Origin of the sequence: Capnocytophaga endodontalis, from assembly GCF_002209445.1 — a bacterium.
Lineage (GTDB): Bacteria > Bacteroidota > Bacteroidia > Flavobacteriales > Flavobacteriaceae > Capnocytophaga > Capnocytophaga periodontitidis.
Genome location: NZ_CP022022.1, coordinates 2,522,357 through 2,542,934, shown reverse-complemented (window position 1 = coordinate 2,542,934; position 20,578 = coordinate 2,522,357). Strand labels below are relative to the sequence as shown.

The 20,578-nt window shown below is 37.3% G+C and carries 24 protein-coding genes; 7 read left to right on the top strand and 17 right to left on the bottom strand.

What is annotated here, in order from left to right:
• The first annotated feature begins 79 nt into the window (after positions 1 to 79).
• From CBG49_RS11505 to CBG49_RS11495, 3 genes are read left to right on the top strand one after another with little or no spacing between them, the layout of a single operon-like run.
• Positions 80 to 778 carry a polyprenol monophosphomannose synthase gene (locus tag CBG49_RS11505; protein ID WP_088594582.1) on the top strand — a complete coding sequence of 233 codons (699 nt, stop codon included), beginning with the start codon at positions 80 to 82 and terminating at the stop codon, positions 776 to 778.
• Between the two features lie 16 nt (positions 779 to 794).
• Positions 795 to 1,160 carry a diacylglycerol kinase family protein gene (locus CBG49_RS11500; protein ID WP_009412330.1) on the top strand — a complete coding sequence of 122 codons (366 nt, stop codon included), beginning with the start codon at positions 795 to 797 and terminating at the stop codon, positions 1,158 to 1,160.
• A gap of 8 nt (positions 1,161 to 1,168) precedes the next feature.
• Entirely contained in the window at positions 1,169 to 2,056 is an 888-nt protein-coding gene (locus tag CBG49_RS11495) for a DMT family transporter (RefSeq protein ID WP_088594581.1), read from the top strand.
• 38 nt (positions 2,057 to 2,094) lie between these two features.
• Here the strand turns inward: CBG49_RS11495 and CBG49_RS11490 are convergent, their stop codons facing one another.
• Genes CBG49_RS11490 through CBG49_RS11465 form a run of 6 tightly spaced genes read right to left on the bottom strand, consistent with a single transcriptional unit; the run spans position 2,095 to position 6,249 of the window.
• Positions 2,095 to 3,267 carry a MalY/PatB family protein gene (locus tag CBG49_RS11490; RefSeq protein ID WP_088594580.1) on the bottom strand — a complete coding sequence of 391 codons (1,173 nt, stop codon included), beginning with the start codon at positions 3,265 to 3,267 and terminating at the stop codon, positions 2,095 to 2,097.
• Between the two features lie 17 nt (positions 3,268 to 3,284).
• The gene (locus CBG49_RS11485) at positions 3,285 to 3,695 is read right to left on the bottom strand and encodes a type II toxin-antitoxin system VapC family toxin (protein WP_088594579.1); all 411 of its coding nucleotides are present in this window, start codon (positions 3,693 to 3,695) and stop codon (positions 3,285 to 3,287) included.
• Complete coding sequence (locus tag CBG49_RS11480; protein ID WP_088594578.1) at positions 3,692 to 3,961, bottom strand: DUF6364 family protein; 270 nt, start codon at positions 3,959 to 3,961, stop codon at positions 3,692 to 3,694. The genes CBG49_RS11485 and CBG49_RS11480 overlap by 4 nt, the downstream gene beginning before the upstream one ends.
• A gap of 11 nt (positions 3,962 to 3,972) precedes the next feature.
• Positions 3,973 to 5,283 carry a UDP-N-acetylglucosamine 1-carboxyvinyltransferase gene (murA, locus tag CBG49_RS11475; RefSeq protein ID WP_088594577.1) on the bottom strand — a complete coding sequence of 437 codons (1,311 nt, stop codon included), beginning with the start codon at positions 5,281 to 5,283 and terminating at the stop codon, positions 3,973 to 3,975.
• Complete coding sequence (locus CBG49_RS11470; protein ID WP_088594576.1) at positions 5,270 to 5,962, bottom strand: DUF4290 domain-containing protein; 693 nt, start codon at positions 5,960 to 5,962, stop codon at positions 5,270 to 5,272. The genes murA and CBG49_RS11470 overlap by 14 nt, the downstream gene beginning before the upstream one ends.
• Positions 5,959 to 6,249 carry a DUF493 family protein gene (locus tag CBG49_RS11465; protein WP_088594575.1) on the bottom strand — a complete coding sequence of 97 codons (291 nt, stop codon included), beginning with the start codon at positions 6,247 to 6,249 and terminating at the stop codon, positions 5,959 to 5,961. The genes CBG49_RS11470 and CBG49_RS11465 overlap by 4 nt, the downstream gene beginning before the upstream one ends.
• Before the next feature lie 292 nt (positions 6,250 to 6,541).
• Here CBG49_RS11465 and CBG49_RS11460 point away from each other — a divergent pair, with 292 nt between their 5' ends.
• Both CBG49_RS11460 and CBG49_RS11455 read left to right on the top strand, forming a co-directional pair.
• Positions 6,542 to 6,793 carry a type B 50S ribosomal protein L31 gene (locus tag CBG49_RS11460; RefSeq protein ID WP_002680810.1) on the top strand — a complete coding sequence of 84 codons (252 nt, stop codon included), beginning with the start codon at positions 6,542 to 6,544 and terminating at the stop codon, positions 6,791 to 6,793.
• 44 nt (positions 6,794 to 6,837) lie between these two features.
• Positions 6,838 to 10,389 (top strand): AAA family ATPase, encoded by a 3,552-nt coding sequence (locus tag CBG49_RS11455; protein ID WP_088594574.1) that lies wholly within the window; start codon positions 6,838 to 6,840, stop codon positions 10,387 to 10,389.
• Here the strand turns inward: CBG49_RS11455 and CBG49_RS11450 are convergent.
• The 10 genes from CBG49_RS11450 to CBG49_RS11405 form a co-directional block, all read right to left on the bottom strand.
• Positions 10,386 to 11,444 carry a glutaminyl-peptide cyclotransferase gene (locus tag CBG49_RS11450; RefSeq protein WP_088594573.1) on the bottom strand — a complete coding sequence of 353 codons (1,059 nt, stop codon included), beginning with the start codon at positions 11,442 to 11,444 and terminating at the stop codon, positions 10,386 to 10,388. The two genes, CBG49_RS11455 and CBG49_RS11450, sit on opposite strands and share 4 nt — an antisense overlap.
• 6 nt (positions 11,445 to 11,450) lie before the next feature.
• Positions 11,451 to 13,079 carry a tRNA pseudouridine(55) synthase TruB gene (truB, locus tag CBG49_RS11445; protein ID WP_088594572.1) on the bottom strand — a complete coding sequence of 543 codons (1,629 nt, stop codon included), beginning with the start codon at positions 13,077 to 13,079 and terminating at the stop codon, positions 11,451 to 11,453.
• A 33-nt stretch (positions 13,080 to 13,112) separates the two neighbouring features.
• Positions 13,113 to 13,757 (bottom strand): epoxyqueuosine reductase QueH, encoded by a 645-nt coding sequence (locus CBG49_RS11440; protein WP_088594571.1) that lies wholly within the window; start codon positions 13,755 to 13,757, stop codon positions 13,113 to 13,115.
• A 52-nt stretch (positions 13,758 to 13,809) separates the two neighbouring features.
• The gene (locus tag CBG49_RS11435; RefSeq protein ID WP_002680907.1) at positions 13,810 to 14,256 is read right to left on the bottom strand and encodes a GNAT family N-acetyltransferase; all 447 of its coding nucleotides are present in this window, start codon (positions 14,254 to 14,256) and stop codon (positions 13,810 to 13,812) included.
• A gap of 136 nt (positions 14,257 to 14,392) precedes the next feature.
• Complete coding sequence (gene pyrF, locus CBG49_RS11430; protein WP_088594570.1) at positions 14,393 to 15,214, bottom strand: orotidine-5'-phosphate decarboxylase; 822 nt, start codon at positions 15,212 to 15,214, stop codon at positions 14,393 to 14,395.
• On the bottom strand, positions 15,204 to 15,443 hold the full coding sequence (locus tag CBG49_RS11425; protein ID WP_088594569.1) for a hypothetical protein: 240 nt from the start codon (positions 15,441 to 15,443) through the stop codon (positions 15,204 to 15,206). Before CBG49_RS11425 ends, pyrF begins: the two co-directional genes overlap by 11 nt.
• A complete protein-coding gene (locus CBG49_RS11420; protein ID WP_088594568.1) occupies positions 15,440 to 16,129 on the bottom strand; it encodes an SIR2 family NAD-dependent protein deacylase in 690 nt (229 codons plus the stop codon). Before CBG49_RS11420 ends, CBG49_RS11425 begins: the two co-directional genes overlap by 4 nt.
• 19 nt (positions 16,130 to 16,148) lie before the next feature.
• Entirely contained in the window at positions 16,149 to 16,955 is an 807-nt protein-coding gene (locus CBG49_RS11415; protein ID WP_088594567.1) for a DUF1444 family protein, read from the bottom strand.
• Positions 16,956 to 16,985: 30 nt separating this feature from the next.
• Positions 16,986 to 17,774 (bottom strand): DUF1444 family protein, encoded by a 789-nt coding sequence (locus tag CBG49_RS11410; protein ID WP_088594566.1) that lies wholly within the window; start codon positions 17,772 to 17,774, stop codon positions 16,986 to 16,988.
• 74 nt (positions 17,775 to 17,848) lie between these two features.
• Positions 17,849 to 18,127 carry an HU family DNA-binding protein gene (locus tag CBG49_RS11405; RefSeq protein WP_009412348.1) on the bottom strand — a complete coding sequence of 93 codons (279 nt, stop codon included), beginning with the start codon at positions 18,125 to 18,127 and terminating at the stop codon, positions 17,849 to 17,851.
• 200 nt (positions 18,128 to 18,327) lie between these two features.
• Between CBG49_RS11405 and nusB the strand changes: the two genes are divergently transcribed.
• Complete coding sequence (nusB, locus tag CBG49_RS11400) at positions 18,328 to 19,269, top strand: transcription antitermination factor NusB (RefSeq protein ID WP_088594565.1); 942 nt, start codon at positions 18,328 to 18,330, stop codon at positions 19,267 to 19,269.
• 32 nt (positions 19,270 to 19,301) lie between these two features.
• The gene (yajC, locus tag CBG49_RS11395; protein WP_009412350.1) at positions 19,302 to 19,607 is read left to right on the top strand and encodes a preprotein translocase subunit YajC; all 306 of its coding nucleotides are present in this window, start codon (positions 19,302 to 19,304) and stop codon (positions 19,605 to 19,607) included.
• 75 nt (positions 19,608 to 19,682) lie between these two features.
• Here the strand turns inward: yajC and CBG49_RS11390 are convergent, their stop codons facing one another.
• Complete coding sequence (locus CBG49_RS11390) at positions 19,683 to 20,399, bottom strand: PAS domain-containing protein (RefSeq protein ID WP_034555837.1); 717 nt, start codon at positions 20,397 to 20,399, stop codon at positions 19,683 to 19,685.
• Between the last annotated feature and the right edge of the window lie 179 nt (positions 20,400 to 20,578).

The window sequence follows — 20,578 nt, the reverse complement described above, 5'->3', positions numbered from 1 at the left end:
AAGTGAGATAGCTTACTGTGCTACGACCAACTTTGGCAAAGTTTTTGTGTATGCCCAGCTTGTTTATTATTATTGTAATTTGATAATAGTCATCCCTACATATAACGAAATTGAAAATATAGAAGCTATCATAAAGGCAGTATTTGCCCAAAGTGATGAGTTTCATATTCTTATTGTAGACGACAATTCTCCTGATGGTACTGCCGATAAGGTACGTGAATTACAAAATATTTATCCTAACCGACTTTTTTTAGAGGTACGCACAGAGAAAAAAGGCTTAGGAACAGCTTATATTCACGGCTTTCAGTGGGCATTAGCACGTGATTATGAATATATTTTTGAGATGGATGCCGATTTTTCTCATAACCCCACTGACCTCTTACGACTTTATGAGGCTTGTCAGCAAGGTGCCGATGTTGCGATTGGGTCGCGTTATGTAAAAGGGGTGAATGTAGTGAATTGGCCTTTGCAACGTATCTTGTTGTCCTATGGGGCTTCTATCTATGTGAGGGTGATTACAGGAATGAAAATCAAAGACCCTACTGCTGGCTTTGTGTGTTACCACCGAAGGGTATTAGAGAGCATCGACCTGAATACTATCCGATTTGTAGGCTATGCTTTTCAAATAGAGATGAAGTATCGTGCCTACCTCAAGAAGTTTAAAATCACTGAAGTACCTATCATCTTTACCGATAGAACTAAAGGAAAATCAAAAATGAATAAAAGCATTATCCGTGAAGCTATCTTTGGCGTTATCGGAATGCGATTTAAAAAATAAATCAGCATAAAGAATTATGGAATTTATAAGAAAAAGACTCAAAAGCTTACAATATGTATTTCAAGGTTTGTTTTATTTAATAAAGAATGAACCCCCAGTGATGGTACACATCGTCATCTCTTTAGTATGGGTGATTTTAGGCTTTTGTTTCGGCATTACTACCAATGAGTGGATTGTACAACTGTTGTGTATTGCTATAGTATTATCAGTTGAAGGTCTCAATACAGCCGTTGAGAAACTCTGTGACTTCATCCACCCCGATCATCATAAAACTATTGGGATTATCAAAGATGTTGCTGCCGGAAGTGTAGGCTTTGCTGTGATACCTGTAAGCATTGTGCTCTGTATCATCTATTATCCCTATGTAATGGGACTCTTTTAATTTTTACTATGAAAGATATAGTAAAAGGGTATTTAGCAGCTTTTATTTCAGCGGTTACTTATGGTATGATTCCGCTGTTTATGATTCCTATCAAGCAGCAAGGTTTTTCGGTAGATGCGGCTCTTTTCTATCGTTTCATTACAACAAGTCTCTTTATTATGGGCTATCTTTTCTACCGAAAGGAAACACTGCATATTACCCCGCGTGAAGTGTTTATCTTCCTTATTTTAGGATTGTTGTACGCCCTTTCAGCTGAATTTCTCTTTCTTGCCTACGATTTGCTCTCCCCAGGTATTGCTTCTACTATATTTTTTATGTATCCGCTAATAGTAGCACTTGCTTTGGGTGTTTTTTTTAAAGAACATATTACCTTTCGCACAATGATAGCCCTCATTGTTGTATTAATAGGTGTTTTCTTACTCAGTGTAAAAGATGTAACAAACTTTTCAATCAACTATGTAGGGGCAGGCGTATCACTACTTGGTGCAATTTCGTATGCACTCTATATGCTCATTGTCAATAAATCTAAAATATCGGCTTCAGGAATAAAAGTATCGTTTTATTCTACCTTATTTTCTTCAGTTTATTTTCTTGTAAAACTATGGGTTATAGGTACCCCTCTCCCCATTCCAGAAGTAAAAATGAGTTTACTACTCACAAGTTTCGGTATAGTAACTACCCTGTTTTCTATCATCACCCTTATTTATGCTATCAGAATAATAGGTTCTACTCCTACAGCTATCATCGGGGTAATGGAACCCATTGTAGCAGTGGCTATCAGTATTTGGATATTCCAGCAAGAAAGTCTTACAACAAATCTTATCATAGGAGTGCTACTCATTATCATTGCTGTAATGATAGATATTTTGAAACCTAAGAAAAATCAATACTTATAATAATAAAAAACGAGGTGTAAAAACCTCGTTTTTTATTATCAGTTTATAGACCGAACGGCTTCTTTTAGTTGTATCAAGGCTTGTTTTACCACACTTCGCGGACAAGCTAAATTTATACGCATATAACCTTTGCCTTCTTCCCCATAGATAGCTCCATCATTTAGGGCTAAATGTGCTTTATCAGTGCATAGGGCTACAATTTCTTTCTGACTGAGTTGTAATGTACTGAAATCTATAAATACTAAGTAAGAAGCTTGGGGTACAATTATTTTTAATTGTGGTATGTATTTTTCGATGTAATGTATTACTTCATCAACATTCCCTTGTACATAGTTGAGCATTTGTTGTAGCCATTCTTCACCTTTGTTATAGGCTGCTACCACAGTGTTGAATGCAAAAACATTTCCTGAGGCTAATTCATTCCCCTCTACATAACTTTCAAAACGTCGGCGTAGGGTAGGGTTGGCAATCACGGCATACGAGGTAGCTAAACCTGCCATATTAAAAGCTTTGCTCGGAGAGGCAAATACTACCGAGTTTTGTGCAGCTTCTTCACTTACAGTAGCAAATGGGATGTGCTGATATGGTGGTAAGGTAAGGTCGGCGTGGATTTCATCGGCAACTACTATTACATTGTTTTGAGCACAAATAGTAGCTACTTTCTGCAATTCTTCACGTGTCCATACGCGTCCACCAGGGTTGTGAGGATGACAGAAAAGGAAGAGTTTGCAACCTTTTATCTTTTCTTCAAATACTTCAAAATTGATGTGATATTGTCCGTCTTTCAATTCAAGTGGACAGTTCACTAATTCGCGGTGGTTGTTGCGAATCACCTGGGCAAAAGGATTGTATACCGGTTGTTGAATCATTACTTTTTCACCGCGTTCAGTAAAGGCTTGCACAGCCATAGCCAAGGCAGGAACTACCCCAGGAACGAATGAAATCATTTCTTTAGCAATCGTCCATTGGTGGCGACGAGCTTGCCAACTGATAATTGCTTCATACCAACTCTCAGGCTTAGCAGTATAGCCAAAGATTTCGCATTCCATACGTTTTTTCATCACCTCTACAATAAAAGGAGGTGTTTTAAAATCCATATCGGCTACCCACATTGGTAGCAAATCGGTGCGCCCCCAGCGAGGAGCTAATGCCTCTAATTTTAAGGCATCTGTATGTTTTCTACAAACTACTTCGTCAAAATTGTAATTCATTAGTCTTTAGTTGTTAGTTAAAAAGTTCTCAAAAATTGTTTAGGTGTTAGTATTGAAATATCATCTACCCTAAAATCTTTTTGATTACGTGTTATGATGATATTTATATTGTTTTCTTTAGCTGTAAAATATTGAAAACCATCTTCTAAATCTTTAAAATTAGAATAATGAGCTGTAAAAATAATTTCTTTATAAAAAGGAAGTATTTCAGTAATATCATAAATAATTTCCAATATTCTTTTTACTTCATCTTTTCTATAGGTTTTTGATAATAAGTAATTTATTGTTGCAATAGAAATTGCTGAGATATAAGTTTTTATGTTTCTTTGCTCACAATAATCAAATAATCTTTTAGCTTCTTGATAAAAACTATGTCTTTTCATCACCAAATCTAATAAAATATTGGTGTCTAAAAAAATTCTTTTCATCCTAAAGCAAAGTATTTTTCTTCAATATAGTTGGCGCATTCTTCTTTTACTTCTTCATCAGTCATTTCGGGTAGAACACCTGTAATACTATCCAAAAGAACATTGATATCTCTATCTTTTCTTTTTTTAGGAAAAATCTCTTCTTGAATGTACAAACTCTTCAGTTGCTTTTCTATATAGTTTAAAAGATCTATACCATTCTCTTGAGCATAAGATTGCGCTTTTTCCCAAATAATAGGGTTTATGGTTTTTGCTAATGTTTCCATATTATTGTTTTTTAATTGACTCTCACAATATTAGCACCTAATGCTTTGAGTCGCCCATCAATATTTTCATAACCTCTATCTATCTGTTCTATATTATAGATGGTAGAAGTACCTTTGGCTGATAAGGCTGCGATGAGTAGGGCGATACCAGCACGTATATCGGGGGAAGTCATTAGGGTAGCGCGCAAAGGCGATTTGAAGTCGTTGCCAATAACTGTTGCGCGGTGTGGGTCGCACAATATAATTTTAGCTCCCATATCTATCAGCTTATCGATAAAGAAGAGTCGGCTTTCAAACATTTTTTGGTGAATGAGCACCTCCCCACGTGCTTGAGTAGCGACTACCAGCACAATACTTAATAAGTCAGGAGTAAAACCAGGCCAAGGGGCATCGGCTACAGTAAGGATAGAGCCATCGATATAGTTCTGAATCTCATAGCCATTAGTGTGAGCGGGGATATGAATATCGTCATTTTTCTTTTCGAAGGAAATACCTAACTTTTGGAAAATAGTAGGCATAATACCCAAATGTTCCCACCCCACATTTTTGATAGTAATCTCGCTGCGGGTCATAGCCGCTAACCCTATCCAGCTACCTATTTCAATCATATCGGGCAAAATGGTATGAGTACAACCATTTAGGCGTTCCACTCCATTGATAGTGATAAGGTTAGAGCCAATACCTTGTATATCAGCCCCCATAGCATTGAGCATACGGCAAAGCTGTTGTACATAAGGCTCACAAGCAGCGTTGTAGATGGTGGTAGTACCTTCAGCTAATACTGCTGCCATAATAATGTTGGCAGTACCTGTAATAGAGGCTTCTTCCAAAAGCATATAAGTACCGTGTAGTTTTTCGGCTACTACACTATAAGTATAGTTGTTCTCGTCATATTCAAAATGGGAGCCTAATTTGATAAAGCCATCGAAGTGGGTGTCGAGGCGGCGGCGACCTATTTTGTCTCCCCCAGGTTTAGGAATATAACCTACGCCAAAACGCGTGAGTAGTGGTCCTACTACCATAATAGAACCGCGCAAGGCTTGCCCTTCGGTATGAAAAGACTCCGATTTTAAGTAATCAATATTCACCTCATCTGCCTGAAAGCTATAAGAACCTTTTCCTACTTTTTGAATTTTTACACCTAAATTTTCGAGTAAAGAAATGAGTTTATTCACATCCTGAATGTCGGGGATGTTGTGAATAGTAACTTTTTGGTCGGTGAGTAGAACAGCACAAAGCACTTGTAATGCCTCGTTTTTAGCACCTTGAGGAGTAATTTCTCCTTTAAGAATATGTCCTCCTTCTATCTTAAATACGCCCATTGTTATTCTTTTTATTAAATTTATTAGTAAAAACTTTTTTGTTTTGTTGATGTTGCTGATGGGGTTGATTTTGGTTCTGCTGCGGTATAGAGCGGCGAGTGAGGTTCATTTTGGTACGTATCAATGCTTGACTGTCCCAAAGGTCTTCTTTCCTTTTGCGCAAATCTATCCGTCCCTTACTCAATTCGTAAAGGTGTTCAAACACTACACTATCGTCTACCGCTTCTTTGTTCCAAGTGAGGAAACATTTTTTCATATGGTTAGCGATGGAATACTCCAAAGCCTCTCGTAAATCGCCTTTTTCCCATTTCACACAAGTGTTGATGAGCCTAAGGATGATATTGCCATAAAATCGATATTTGAGTCGGTGTTGTGGATATTCTAAGCGGTCGGGGTGCTTGTGTAGAGTAGAGGGAGTAGGTTTCTCGTAAGGAGAATCTACATCTAACTGAAAGCCCGACATTATAAACAATTGATCCCACAATTTGTGTTGAAAGTCGGGTACATCGCGCAAGTGGGGGAATAGGTTACCCATTACGGCAACGATGCTGCGAGCTGTGCGGTTGCGTTCATCGCGGTCTTCTAAAAGTACCGCTTTTTCAATCATTTTTTGAATGTATCGCCCGTATTCAGGGATGTGCAAGTGCGGGCGTTCGGTATTGTATTCTAAGGTTGTCATAGTGATAAAATTCCTTCTACTTTGCCAGCTTCTTTGTAAAAAGCAATTACTTCATCGGGATTTTTTACGGTGAGGCTTACCGAAACTCCTGTGTATTTATTGCCTGCTGAGGGGCGTGTGGTAATTTCGGCATCAGTATTTTTAAAAACATCCTCTAATTGCGCTAATTTAGCCTCGTCTTTAGGGATGATAAATTTATAGAGGTAGCGAGTAGGCCACAAACTTGTTTCTAAAAGTTCGTTTTTCAATCGCTCGTAAAATTCTGCTAATTCTTGTTCTGTTTTCATTGGGATGTAGTTTTCTAATTATTATAGAGTGCAAATATACAAATAATTTATCAAGTAACAAGTTTTTAAAGCTTAGTTATCAGCTCTTTCTCGTTTAATACTTATCAATACACTTTAATGTTCTTTGTAAATCAATATGTTGTAACTAATTGATTTTTAAAAATCTATCTTCTTCAGTCTCTTAACCCTCAACTCCCAACTTCTAAAAACTATTCATTAAAATTTGCCATTTCGAAAAATAATCGTACCTTTGCGCCCTGAAAAAATTACGTAATAAAAATTTAACATTGCAATGAAAAAAGAAATTCACCCAGAATCTTATCGTTTGGTGGCTTTCAAAGATATGTCTAACGACGATATCTTCATCACAAAGTCTACCGTAGAAACTAAAGAGACTATTGAAGTAGATGGGGTTGAGTATCCATTAGTAAAATTGGAAATTTCTCGCACTTCTCACCCTTACTACACAGGTAAATCTAAACTTATTGACACAGCCGGACGTATTGATAAGTTTAAAAACAAATACGCTAAGTTCCAAAAATAACATAGCAACTTCTAAAAACCTCCCCTTAAGGAGGTTTTTTTCTTATGAAAATACTCTCCGTCTCTCTCCATAATATTGCCTCTATCGAAGGCCCTTTTACTCTCAATTTGGAAGCTAAACCTCTCAAATCGGTGGGGTTATTCGCTATTACGGGGGCTACAGGTGCAGGAAAATCTACTATTTTAGATGCTATTTGCCTCGCCCTTTACAACGATACTCCTCGATTGGCTGCTACCCAGAGTTCCGTTGCTATTACCGATAGTGGGGTAGAGGTAAAGGCTAACAACGTGAAACACCTCTTGCGCAAAGGGGCTGTTTCGGGCTATGCCAAAGTGGTATTTCAGGCGGTTGATGGCAAGATTTACGAAGCCGAATGGCAGGTGAGTCGCGCTTACAACAAACCCTCGGGGGCTATCCAAAACGAGAAAATGCAACTCACTTGCTTAACTGATAACCACTTAATTGCCGAAAATCGCAAAACACTCGTACTCGAAAAGATTCGCGAATGCGTAGGGTTAACTTTTGATGAGTTTACTAAATCGGTGATTTTAGCACAAGGCGATTTTACTTCTTTCTTAAAAGCAAACGACGATAAACGTTCGGATATTTTAGAGAAACTCACAGGTACTGAGATTTATACACGCGTTTCTAAACAGATACACGAATGTTATAAACAACACAAAAACGAACTTCAACTCTTAGAAAAACAGCTTGAAAATATCGTTTTCTTAACGGAAGATGAACGCACAACGCTATCTACTCAACTCGCTGCTGATGAAGCTCAATTAAACAATTTGCAGTCGTCGCTTACTGCCTTAAGAGCTCAACAACAGTGGTTTGACAATCAGAAATTGTACACACAACAATGGCAAGAGGCTCTTGAAAATAAACAAATAGCCGAGCAGGAAAAAATCTCTCAGTCAGAACGTTTTGCTCAGCTTGCTATGGTGGAGCAGTTGCAAGCTGTAAAAGGGGATATCCTCACCCAGCAAAAGGAAAGCGAAAAATTAGCACTCACCATACAACAATTAGAGCAAGCTACTTTAGAAAAAGAACAACTTACTACCGATAAGGCTCTTATTTCCAGTGATAAAGAGACTATTGAAAAGGATTTGACAACAGCCAAAAAAACTTTTGAAAAAGCCAAACCTGCTATCGCTAAAGCAAAGGAACTGGATATTCGTCTCACAGAACAACAAAATGCGCTATTGCAACATCAGCAACAGTACAACACTAAAAAATCTGTTTTACAAACTAAAGAAACGGAACTTGAAAAAGTAGTGGAACATATCCAAAAAGGGGAGAGTTACATTCAAACAGAAGAACAATGGTTCAATACTCACCCCGATGAGGCTCAATTGTACCGCAATGCGCTGTGGTTAGAGCAACTCGCAACCGACCAGCAACTGCTCAACGAAAAACTAACTGCCTACAAGCAAACGGAAGAACGCCTTACACAACAACTCTCTAACCTGAAAGCTCAACACGCTATTGAAAATCTCCCCTCAATAGATGTAGAGGCTCTTGCTAAACAACAAAAGGATTATCTCACCGCTTTGCAAATGTATCAATCGGATAGAGAAGTGGCAAAACGAATGATGCAATATGAAGCACAGAAAATACAAGGAGAATCACTCTTACAAGAGTTGCAACATACACAAGATCAAACGGAAGAGGCTATAACACAATTGCAAACAGCTCAGGCAGAAGCCAAAATTACTTGTGACACTGCTGAGCGTATCTACCAAAAAACACAAATAGAAAATACCAAAGATGTAGCGTTTTTGCGTGAACATTTGGTGGAGGGAGAGGCTTGTCCTGTATGTGGGGCGCTACACCACCCCAATGCTCACAAGGCTGTCGCCGAACATCTTATCAATACGGTACATCAAGAATTTCTCACTGCCAAAAAGCATTTAGAGTCGCTTACGAAAGACTTAATTACCAAAGAAACAGAGCTTAAAGAACTGCAAAAACGCATAGCACAGCAAACCACACAAAATGCTGAATACGCGACATTATACAACCAAGAGTACGAGCACTTAACACAATCGGTGTATTATTATATGGCTTATCCCACTGCTGAAATAGATCCTTATATCACATGTAAAATTTCTGAAATAGAGCATCTTTTAGCAGAAACTGAAACGCTTTTTGAAGTGCTTAACCAACTCAAATCACTCACCGATGAGCTGAATACTCTTGCAAAAGACACTCAGAATTGTGAACAACAAAGCCAGAAATATTTTCAACAGTTGCAAAATTTGCAACTTTCGGTTGCTTGGCTCAATCTTTGGCAAACAGATATTGCACAATTTCAAAAACAGGTTGTTACAGCTAAAACCGATTGGGAAACACATTCGGCTTGTCTCGAAAAATACAAAAAACGCCTTGCAGAACTCACGCAAGAGCGTACAGAGCTTTCTTCTTCGGCTCAAGTGCTCCAGCAAGAACTCACTGAACTGACGGAGCGTATTACAAAAGAGCAAATTCAGTTGCAAAAAATGAAAGAAGAACGTAACAATTTGTTAGAAGGAAAATCGGCTCAAGAGGTAGAGGCTACTTTTGAGAAACAAATAAATGAATTAACATCTCGATTAGAGCAAAACCAACAGCAATACAATGCTATTTTGCTAAAACTGACAGCTAATGAAAAGACTTTAGAAACCTTAATAACGCAACAACAGCAATCGCAAACTCATATAACTGAGGCGACTCTTACAATAGAAGAATGGCTTACTGCTTACCCTTCTGAGCAAATAGAGTTTATAAGAAGAAAGATGCTAGAGTGGGCAAATCACTCTCACGAATGGCTACAATCAGAAAGGCAAGCCCTTCAATCGTTAAACGAGCGCATAGCCCAATACAATACTATTGCTACAGAAAAACAACATGCTCTTGAACAATTAAAAGAAAAACGACCACTTGACCTTACAGAAGAAGCTACCATACAGCAATTGGTAGCTCAAACAGCTGAAGAAGATACATTACGTGAGGCTGTAGTTACTCAAAAAAGTAGGCTTTTAACTGATAGTCAGCAGCGTGCTACCGCTGCAACATTGCATATAGCTAAAGAAGAAAAGGAAAAACTCACCCATCGCTGGAGTTTGCTCAACGACCTTATAGGAAGTAGTACAGGTAACACATTCCGTAAGTATGCTCAGGAATATACTCTTGATATGCTCTTGCAATACGCCAATGTGCAAATGCGCTATCTCAATAGGCGTTATACTTTGCAACGCATTCCTAATTCTTTAAGTTTGCAGGTGGTAGATAACGATATGGGTGCTGAGGTGCGTTCGGTTTATTCACTTTCAGGAGGAGAATCATTTTTAGTATCTCTGGCTTTGGCTTTGGCACTTTCCTCACTCTCATCTACTAAAATGAATGTAGAAACCCTCTTTATAGACGAAGGTTTTGGCTCCTTAGACTCCGAAACGCTTTCTGTAGCCATAGATGCATTGGAAAGCCTACAAAATCAAGGGAAAAAAGTAGGGGTTATCTCTCATGTACAAGAAATGGTAGAGCGCATTGCTGTGAAAGTAGTAGTACAAAAGAAAGGCAATGGAAAGAGCAGTATAGTTGTTACTGTTTAGTTGTTAGAAGGTAAGAAAACTACTTCAAAAATTTTACTCCAATTCTTACCCGTAATGAAAAAAGTTTGACGTTTAGGGTGATAGGCAATGCCATTGAGTACATCCACATCAGGAGTTTGCTCTACTTTATTTTTGAGTCCGCGTACATCTATCACACCTTCAATAGCACCATTTTCGGGATTGATAATCATTATGCCGTCCTTTAAGAAAGTATTGGCATAAATCTTTCCGTTAGCAAATTCTAATTCATTAGCATAAGTGTAGAGCGATTTATTAGTGCAGAGTTGTAAGCTATCAATCTCAGTATAAGTTTCGGGATGGAGTAACCAAATTTTTTCACTACCATCACTTTTGTAGAGTTTGTCTTCTCCGTTATGGCAGAGCCCCCAACCTTCTTTACTTTTACCATAAGTGAAGGTCTTCTGAAAATTCAAATCTTTGTCGTATACCATTCCTATTTGTTCTCTCCAAGTGAGTTGCAGTATTTTACCTTTAAAAACAGTAGCACCTTCGCCAAAGTATGAAGGTTGTAAAGGTATATTTTTATAGACTTCCCCTGTAAACGGATTCCATTTGCGTATAGATGATTCGCCGTATTGCCCTGTACTTTCTACAAGCGTATCACCTATGAATTCTAATCCTTGTGTATAAGCCTTCTTGTCGTGTGCATACTCATTGATGATTTTGTATGTATAGATTTTAGGAGCATCTTTGGCTAATAACAATAGTTGTTTTTGTACGGTGTACTGCTGTCCGTTGGTAGTATGAGCAGTAACTTTTAGTTGCTGTTTGCCTAACGACAGAAGAGCGTGCAGTACGATAGTATCGCCTTGAGCTTCTAAATGCTGTTGATGAAATTGAAAAGAAGTTTTGGTAATTGCCTCACTGAATTTTGGGTGTGTGATTTTCACCACAAGAGTATCACCTAAGTGGTATTCTTTCTTTTTAGGAAAGATTTCTATGTTAAAATCTTTGCCGTCATTAGGCGTATTTTTGCAAGCTACCACTGCTATTGCAAGCAGGATGAGGTATAAAAATCGTGGAAATATAGTCATAATTTGTTATCTTTTGCTCTGAAAAATATAAGTAATAGTGCCTGTTTGTTCTTTTTTGCCACTCACCGCATTGAATTTAGCTTTTTGAGCGTAGAGTAATGAGTTTTCTAATAAACAATCATCGGTAGTTGTGGAATTAGCTCTATCAATAGCTGTTTTAGTCACACGCCCTGCTTCGTCCACAATGATACTTACCACCACTTTTCCATCACGTTCACAAGTAAACACAGGATTCGGAATATTTCCTACTCTACCAGCTAAGGCGTATTTTACTAAAGTATTTTTATTGACTTTGTCACTTATTTTAGGAGTATTAGTTGTGTTTTGCAAACTGTGATCGGTGATAATGAGGTCGCCTGCCATTTTTTGGTTGGCTACTAATTCTTCTTTGGCAGCTGCCATTTCCTGAGCAGCACGTTCAGCCATAATTTCGTCTAAAGTTTTGAAATCATCAGTGTGTTGTAAGGAAGCATCTGCTTGGTTGTAAGCATTGGTAGTGAGTTTGGTATTGTTAGTAGGAATATCGGCATTAGGAGAGGTTTCTTCAGGTTGTGGGGGCTCTTGAGGTAAATCATCAGGGGTAAGTGCCATTTCTATCATTATTTCTTTCTTCTTGTCGTTCAATTGTATTACCATAAGGGTGAGTACAGTACAGAAGAGTATGAGCAAAGTGATAGTAATTGCCTTATCAGTATTAGTGAACATTCGCATAAAAGCGCGTAATTCATACTGTAACCCAGAAGTTTTTTGAGCTTTTCGTCTTGGAAATATAGCCTCCATATTCAACTCGCCAGTAGGGTGGGAGGGAGGTGTTTCTTCACGTTCAAACTGACTGTTGATGGTTTTATTGCGATTGGCAAAACGGTCGTTGAGAACTTTATTTTCTTGTGGTTCACCTACCACAGTAGTAAGAATAATAGGAGGAAGGGGGTGTTTCCTGAGGTCAGGAATATGAGTACTGACAAACTCCTCAGGACTTATGGCATCACTTACTGAAAAATCACCTATTTTGGTGCGTCGCAAAGCCGATAGATAGCCTCCTGATCCTAAGGCTTTACCAAAATCTTTTGCTAAAGAACGTATATAAGTGCCTTTACTACATACCACCTCAAAGTGCAACTCAGGAAACTGACTTGCATCAATAGTGAAATTGTGAATGTAAATAGTGCGCTGAGGTACTTCTATTTCTTTGCCATCGCGAGCAAATTCGTAGAGGCGTTTGCCTTCTTTTTTTATAGCCGAAAATACAGGTGGGGTTTGCACAAGCTCACCCATAAACTGTTTTCGCACTTGTTCTATCAGTTCAGGAGTGATATGGTCAGTAGGGTAGCGAGTATCTATTTCGGTTTCCATATCGTAGGAAGGGGTAGTAGCTCCCAAGGTGATAGTACCCGTATAGGTTTTTACAGCATCTTGTATTTCAGTGATTTTTTTGGTAAATTTACCGGTACAAATCACCAATAAACCAGAGGCAAGCGGGTCTAATGTTCCTGCGTGCCCTATCTTTATTTTCTTGAGCTTATAGTGTTTGAGTATTGCCCATTTGATTTTGTTCACCGCTTGAAACGACGACCATTGTAAGGGTTTATCAATAAGCAAGATACGACCTTCTGAAAATTCTTCTGGAGTTATCATATTCATTAGCAAATTTAGAAATTAGCAAATTAGTTAATTTCCGTAGTATTTTTCTCCTATGCGTATTTTCTCTCTACCATTGGCAACGCGCCATTTGTTAGCATCGCGCAATGAGAAAGCACAACCACAATACTCTTGTTGGTAAAACTTTTCATTCTTACAGATTTCCATATTGCAGGCAGAGCCTCCGTTTTTGCGCCAATTGTAGTCCCAATAAGTAAGACCTTCATACTTGTTAGCAGCGTTTTTGCCTGCTTCATTCACTTGGTTGAGGTCTTTCCAGCGTGAAATACCTAAAGAAGTAGCAATGGTATCAAAGCCATTTTCGTGAGCATACAAGGCGGTGCGTTCCATACGCATATCAAAACACATAGCACAACGGCTACCGCGTTCGGGTTCAAATTCCATACCTTTGGCACGTGCGTACCAGTTATCGGTGTCGTATTCAGCATCTACAATAGGTACACCATATTTTTCGGCAAAACGAATATTTTCGTCTTTACGGATTTCGTATTCTTTTTTAGGGTGGATATTAGGGTTGTAAAAAAATATAGTAAAGTCGATCCCCGACCCCTGAATAGATAGTATAATTGAACCTGAACAAGGTGCACAACAAGTGTGTAACAATAATTTTTTGCCATTGTTAGGCAATACAAGATTCTTGTGAACTAATTCCATAGTATTTTGAGTTTTCTTTTAAAGGGCAAAAATACAAAGAAATAGTAATATATCAAGATTCAGGGGGATACATTTGTTTGAGAGCGTTCACATATACCTCTGCACCTTTACGTTTAAAGCCTTCATTTTCATAGAGCTTAATAGCTGCTTCGTTAGTAGGCGAGGTAAAGAGCAATATTTCGCCTAAGCCTAATTCTTTCCCTTTAGTTATCAGCTGCTGAATGAGTTGTGTGCCTATTTTTTTGCCACGTGCAAATTCATCTACCACTACATCTTCTATCCAACCTTTGTAGCCTGAAATCACTCTGTAGATAGCCATAGAAGCCATTCCGTGTAGGCGACCGTCTTCTATATAACCTACTACATAAGGAGCTTGAGCTTCATCATTAAAAAGGTTTGATAAAGGTTGCTGGTAACGCCTGCTCAACAATGAGAACAAGCGAGCGGCATCTTTTTCAATGGTTGGGGTAATGTTGCTTTTGTTTAAAAATGTAATCATATTATTTAGTTGTTAGTCATTAGTTTACTAGTTTTTAATCACCATATTCTGCCAAAGTTTTAAACTTGTACAAAGTTGATATACCTATTACTTCTCACACTTGTTATTTCTCTTGCTCCTTTTCATTACTATTCATCTACCACTTATCATTAAGCATTAATTTCATCTTCTGTTGTAATTCCTCAGCTTTTTCACCTGCTATTTTAGCGAAATTTTCACCTTTAGAGGCATAGATAATACCACGTGATGAGTTGATGAGCAGTCCGTAATGTTCGTTAAGTCCATAGTGACAAACTTCTTCTAAGCTACCTCCTTGTGCACCAACTCCAGGGACTAATAGAAAGTGTTCAGGGATAATTTGGCGTATTTCTTTTAAGAATTCAGCTTTGGTTGCTCCTACTACATACATTAGGTTTTGGCTGTTTTGCCAAGTGAGTGAGGTGCGTAATACTTTTTTGTACAATTCCTCATCACTGAGTTTCTGTGTTTGAAAATCAAAAGCCCCTTCATTAGATGTTAGCGCTAATAGGATGGTGTGTTTGTTTTCAAAAGCTAAAAAAGGTTCTACTGAATCCCTACCCATATAGGGGGCAACAGTCACACTATCAAATTGCATATCCTCAAAAAAAGCTCTGGCATACATACTTGAGGTGTTGCCTATATCTCCGCGTTTAGCATCGGCAATGGTAAAAATATCGGGGTGGTGGCGGTTGAGGTAGTCAATCGTTTTTTTTAAGGCACGCCACCCTATTTCACCGTGAGCTTCGTAAAAAGCGGTGTTGGGTTTATAGGCTACTGTAAAGCGGTGGGTAGCTTCTATAATTGCCTTGTTGAAAGCAAAAATAGGGTCTTCCTCCTCAAGTAAGTGAGGAGGAATTTTAGTTATATCAGTGTCTAACCCCACGCATAATAGCGATTGCTTTGATTTGATTTGCTTTATGAGTTGCTTAATAGTCATTTTCTTCTATACGGGTAATTTCACGTTCGTAGAAAGCGATAGCTTCTGCTATAAGGTTCTCACTTTCAGCTTCTAATTCTTTAGTGTCCTCTTCATCAAACTCTTCAAGCCATTCAACTTCGTCGTTATCTAAATTCAATACGAAGCGTGGATACTCTAAATGCACTACGAACATAGCGTTAGGCATATCGGTGTTATCACCTAAAATAAATTTTGGGAAGTTACTCATTTTAATTCTTTTATTAGTTCAATAGCTTTAGCTACCCCCGTAGAGGCAACGTCTTTAATTACAGTAATATTATTTTTACTGCTGATACTTGGACGCGGGTCTACATAATATATAGGAGTGCCTTCTTCAGCACAATTCATCAGTCCGGCAGCAGGATACACTTGTAGTGAAGTCCCTACAATGAGTACTATATCAGCAGTTTCAACTTCTTCGGCAGCTTTTACAATCATTGGTACATCCTCGCCAAACCACACAATGTGAGGTCTCAATTGTGCGCCACTGGGGCTTAGATCTCCTACTTTGATATCTTCGTTGCAGTCGTAAAAAGTGTAAGGGTCGTCTACGCCACGCATTTTTAAGAGTTCACCGTGCAGGTGGATAATATTGGTGCTACCTGCACGTTCGTGCAAATCGTCTACATTTTGCGTGATAACTACCACATTATAGTCTTTTTCAAGCTCGGCGAGCAATAGGTGAGCAGGATTAGGTTGCACATCTTTTAGCTGTTTGCGCAAGCCGTTGTAGAAGTTCAACACTAGTTCAGGATTTTTGTTAAATCCGTAAGGGGTTGCCACTTGTTCTATGTCGTGCCCTTCCCATAAACCATCGGCATCGCGAAAGGTTTTCACGCCGCTTTCAGCACTGATACCAGCTCCTGTAAGGACTACTATTTTCTTCTTTTTCATTGGTAATGTGAGTTATAAATTATAAAAATACTTCAAACTTCCCGTTTCTAAAAACGAATTTCTTATCAGATATGAGATGCATATTTTGTTTGAATACCTCTTGAATGTTTTTGTCTAAAATTTCTAATCCTTTAGTGTATTCACTACCTGTAACAAATAAAGTACCGTATGACGGAATAGCGATTACTATATCTCCTTGTACCGAAAAATTCTCTTTTGTCCATATATCTTCTACCAAAATTAAACTCGATTCATAGTAATCATCGACTGAAAGATAAGTTAAATTACCATTGGATACAGCTTCTATTTTGATGTTATGAAGCAAATTTGCTACAGCAATCTCTCGAAGTTTATCAATAGAAATTTCTAAACTTTCAAAATCCGATAAACTAAGTGATTGTGTACTATGTCCTTTGTCAATAACATAAAAAATAAAAAGTTCAGAATTATATGACTCATAAACTGCTTTTTTAGACAGCGCTTCAAGCTGGCTGAGATATTTTTTATTTCTTATAATAGGAAATATGTTATCAACAGTTACTACAAAGTCATTGTTCTGGGTATAAATATCATCTAAAGGCTTCATATAGCGCTCCATAATCTCATTGAGACGCTCAGGAGCTCCTACATATTCCTTGTAACTATTGTGCAGATAAAGTTTTACTTCTTCCTCTTCATCGGGCAAGGAAGTAACAATCTCTAAAGGCACGGCAGATGCTATTTCTATATGAGGAAATCTTCTCTTTAATTCCTTGATATATAGATTCGTATAGTCTTTTTGAGTTTCTTTTATATACTCATTAATAAAATCGTCTTTACCGTCCATACTTTTCCTAAAAGTTACGCTGTAGATGTTTTAAAATACCTCAAACTTCCCGTTCCTAAAAACGAATTTCTTATCGCTGATAATATGATCCCCTCCACTATATATATCACTGATAACCGATTCTAGTTTTGCCAAACCTTCTGCATCTTCACTGCCACAAACTACCAATACATCGCGTGCAGGAACTCCTATTATAATCTCTCCTTCTACTGGAAAATTCTCTTTTGTCCATATATCCGTCAGAAGAATAAGGCTTGCTTCATAATTGCCATCTGCTATTAGAAAAATGAGATGTTCATCAGCTTGAGCTTCTATTTCTAAGCTGTTAGCTAAATTGTTGAGAGCCAACTCTCGTAGTGCTTCAATACTCATTCCTAACTCCTCAAAGTCCGAAGTAGACAAAGAGCCTATACTATCGCCGTCATCTACCCCGTAAAACACATACAACTCATCGTTATACTTCTCATATACCATTGGCAACTCTTCAGCATCCGGCACTATACTCTTCAATTTCTTTATATAGGTTGTATCTTTGATTGTAGGAAAGATACAATCAGTGATTGCTGTTGCTTCCTCAGGCTTGTATATTCTAACCAATGGAGCGAGATATTTGTCTAAAATATCATTTAAATCATTCGGATTGGTTAGATATTCATTAAAACAATTATCCAAAAAATGCTTTACTTCTCGCTGGTCATCAGGGGTTATTGTGCTTACCTCCAATACCGCTGTGCTATTTATAGTAATATCGGGGAAAGCCTCTCTCAAAGCATCAATATATAGCTGAGTAAACTCTTGTTCGTTCATTAGATTTGTCATAATAATTAACAGATTAGAAAATTAGTAAATAAAAAAAGTCCCTTTCTTAATGAGAAAGGGACTTTTTAGTGCAATTACTTTTTGTTTACTGATTCAGAAAGTTCAGTCCCAGCTTTGAATTTTACTACTTTCTTAGCAGGAACTTTGATAACAGCACCAGTACGAGGATTTCTTGCATCTCTTGCCTCTTTCTTAGCTACTGACCAAGATCCGAAGCCTACGATAGCTACCTTTTTACCTTGTTTAAGGCTCTTTTCAACACTTGAAAAGAACGCTTCTACTGCTTTTTTAGCATCAGCTTTTGTCAAGCCAGCTTCTGCAGCAATTGCATCGATTAATTCTGTTTTGTTCATATTATAAATTGTATAATATAGTTAACTTGGTACAAAGGTAGTAATATATTTGTTTATAGCAAAGATAAAACAAAAAAAAATGCGATTTTAGTAAAAAATTAACATTTTAAACACTTTTTTACCCCTTTTTCTTTGCTCGTTAAAGCTTTTTTCCTACTTTTGCACCCTCAAAAATAAAGTAAATAAGGTTCTTATAAATTATGCTTACACGACGACATATTAGGGCTAAAGTGATGCAATCAGTCTATGCAATGCAGCAAAGCCAAAGTCAGGATTTAGACAAAGAATTGAAATTCTTGCAAAATAGTGCCAATGAGATGGAAAATCTATATCTCTTGCTAATGGCACTCCTTACAGAGCTTCATTCTTTGGCGGTAAATCAGTACGAAGTAGCACAAAAAAAATACTTGGCAACTCCTACTGATAAGCTTCTACACCAAAAAATGAAAGACAACGAGCTACTTTCACTTATTGCTACTAATGAAATGTTACAAAAGGCTATTGCTGATGCTCATATCAATTTTTGGAATATCCAAGAAGAATATGTGAGAACGCTCTATAAACGTATTGTGGAAAGCGATACTTACCAAGCTTATAGTAAACAAAAAGCAAGTTTTGAAGCCGATAAAAAATTCTTAATTGAAATTTTTGAAGAATTCATTGCTCCTGATGAAGGGCTTTATGAATATATAGAGGACTATAACCTTACGTGGATGGATGATTTTCCTATTGTAAACACCTTTATAGTAAGAGAGTTTAAAAATTTACGCCCGAATCCTCCTGAAAAGTATTTTACTCCTCCTCTCTACAACAACAGTGAAGAAAAAGAGTTTTTAGTAGATTTGCTAAAGAAAACTGCCCTTAACGATGCTAAACTTAAGAGTTTTGTAGAAGATAAACTCACCAATTGGGACAAGGAACGCGTGGCAGTGTTAGATCTTATTCTTTTGAAAATGGCTATTTGTGAGTTTTTGCACTTCCCAAGTATTCCTGTGAAAGTAACTATCAACGAGTACTTAGAGCTTGCTAAAGAGTATTCTACTGCTAAAAGTAGTTTGTTCATCAATGGGGTACTGAATGTAGTACACAAGGAACTCAGTGAAAAAGAACTTATTAAAAAGATTGGAAGAGGACTTTTGTAAGTAACAAAATTAAAAACTAAAATTAAGTATATATGCAAAATTTGATGAGTAACAATTTTTTGATTATCGCATTGATGATTGTGGTAATGTATTTTTTAATGATTCGTCCACAAGCGAAGCGACAAAAACAAGAAAAAAACTTCATACAATCAATGAAGAAAGGTGATAAAGTAATTACCAAAGGTGGTATGCACGGTCGCATTGTAGAACTTACCGATGATACTTGTGTGATTGAAACCCTTGCAGGTAAAATAAAATTTGAACGTTCGGCTATCTCTATGGAACTATCCATTAGATTGAGAGACGACAAGAAAGAAGTAGAGAAAAAAGAAGCATAATGCTAAAAAATACTCACAAAAAAAGAGTGTATCTCAAAATAGATACACTCTTTTTTTATACTATAAGTATTACAATTAATTTGTAGAGAATAATCTCGCAAAGAAACTTTTGCGTTGCATCATACTTTCTTCTTCAGGGTGCTCTTCACTGAAGATTTCATCTGAAATTTCATAGTCGCCAAAGTTAGTACCTTCAGTGTGATGAGTATTCGATACAGGCTCAAATACGATATCCTGATGAGTAGCCGCAGCTGTGCGTTTATTTTCATCTAAGATGTCCATTATATACTCAACATACGATTTACCTTGTTTTTCCAAGAAACTTTTAAAATAGCGGTTGCTGAGCTCCATTCCACCAATCTTTTCGAGTTTTAGGAGTGTTTGGTACAAAGGTTCAATATGGTCGGTAATTACATATTGAGGTAAAGCACGACGGCGTGCCATAATGGTTACCACTTCACCCATAATATTTCTTCCTACCTCAAAATCGGTGATAACCCAATAATATTCCCCTGATTTAGCTAAGTTTTTGATAATAGCGTGAAAGTTTCTACCCACTAAAATATTATCCCACGTAATTTTGAATATGATTTTAGGCATATCGGGGTGGCGGATAATATTGTGAGGTTTGCCGAGCAACTCACTTGCTGAATAGCCACAAACGTCTATAAACGTTTGGTTTACGTCAGTAATAGTACCATACTTATCAGTAGTACTGATAATGGTTTTTGTTTTATCCCACACAACTTCTCTGTTGATAGGAGTAGGTCTGTTTATGATTTCTTCTGACATAACATTATAAATTATATTCAACGCCACAAAATTAAGGAAAAACTATTATAAAAACAAATACTTATCAAACTTTTTTGTTTGAAACATAACACTTTCTTTGTAAATAATTGATAATCAATTGTTATAGAAAATTATTTCATAACAACTTTACTACAAATTATTTGTAGTTTATAATTATT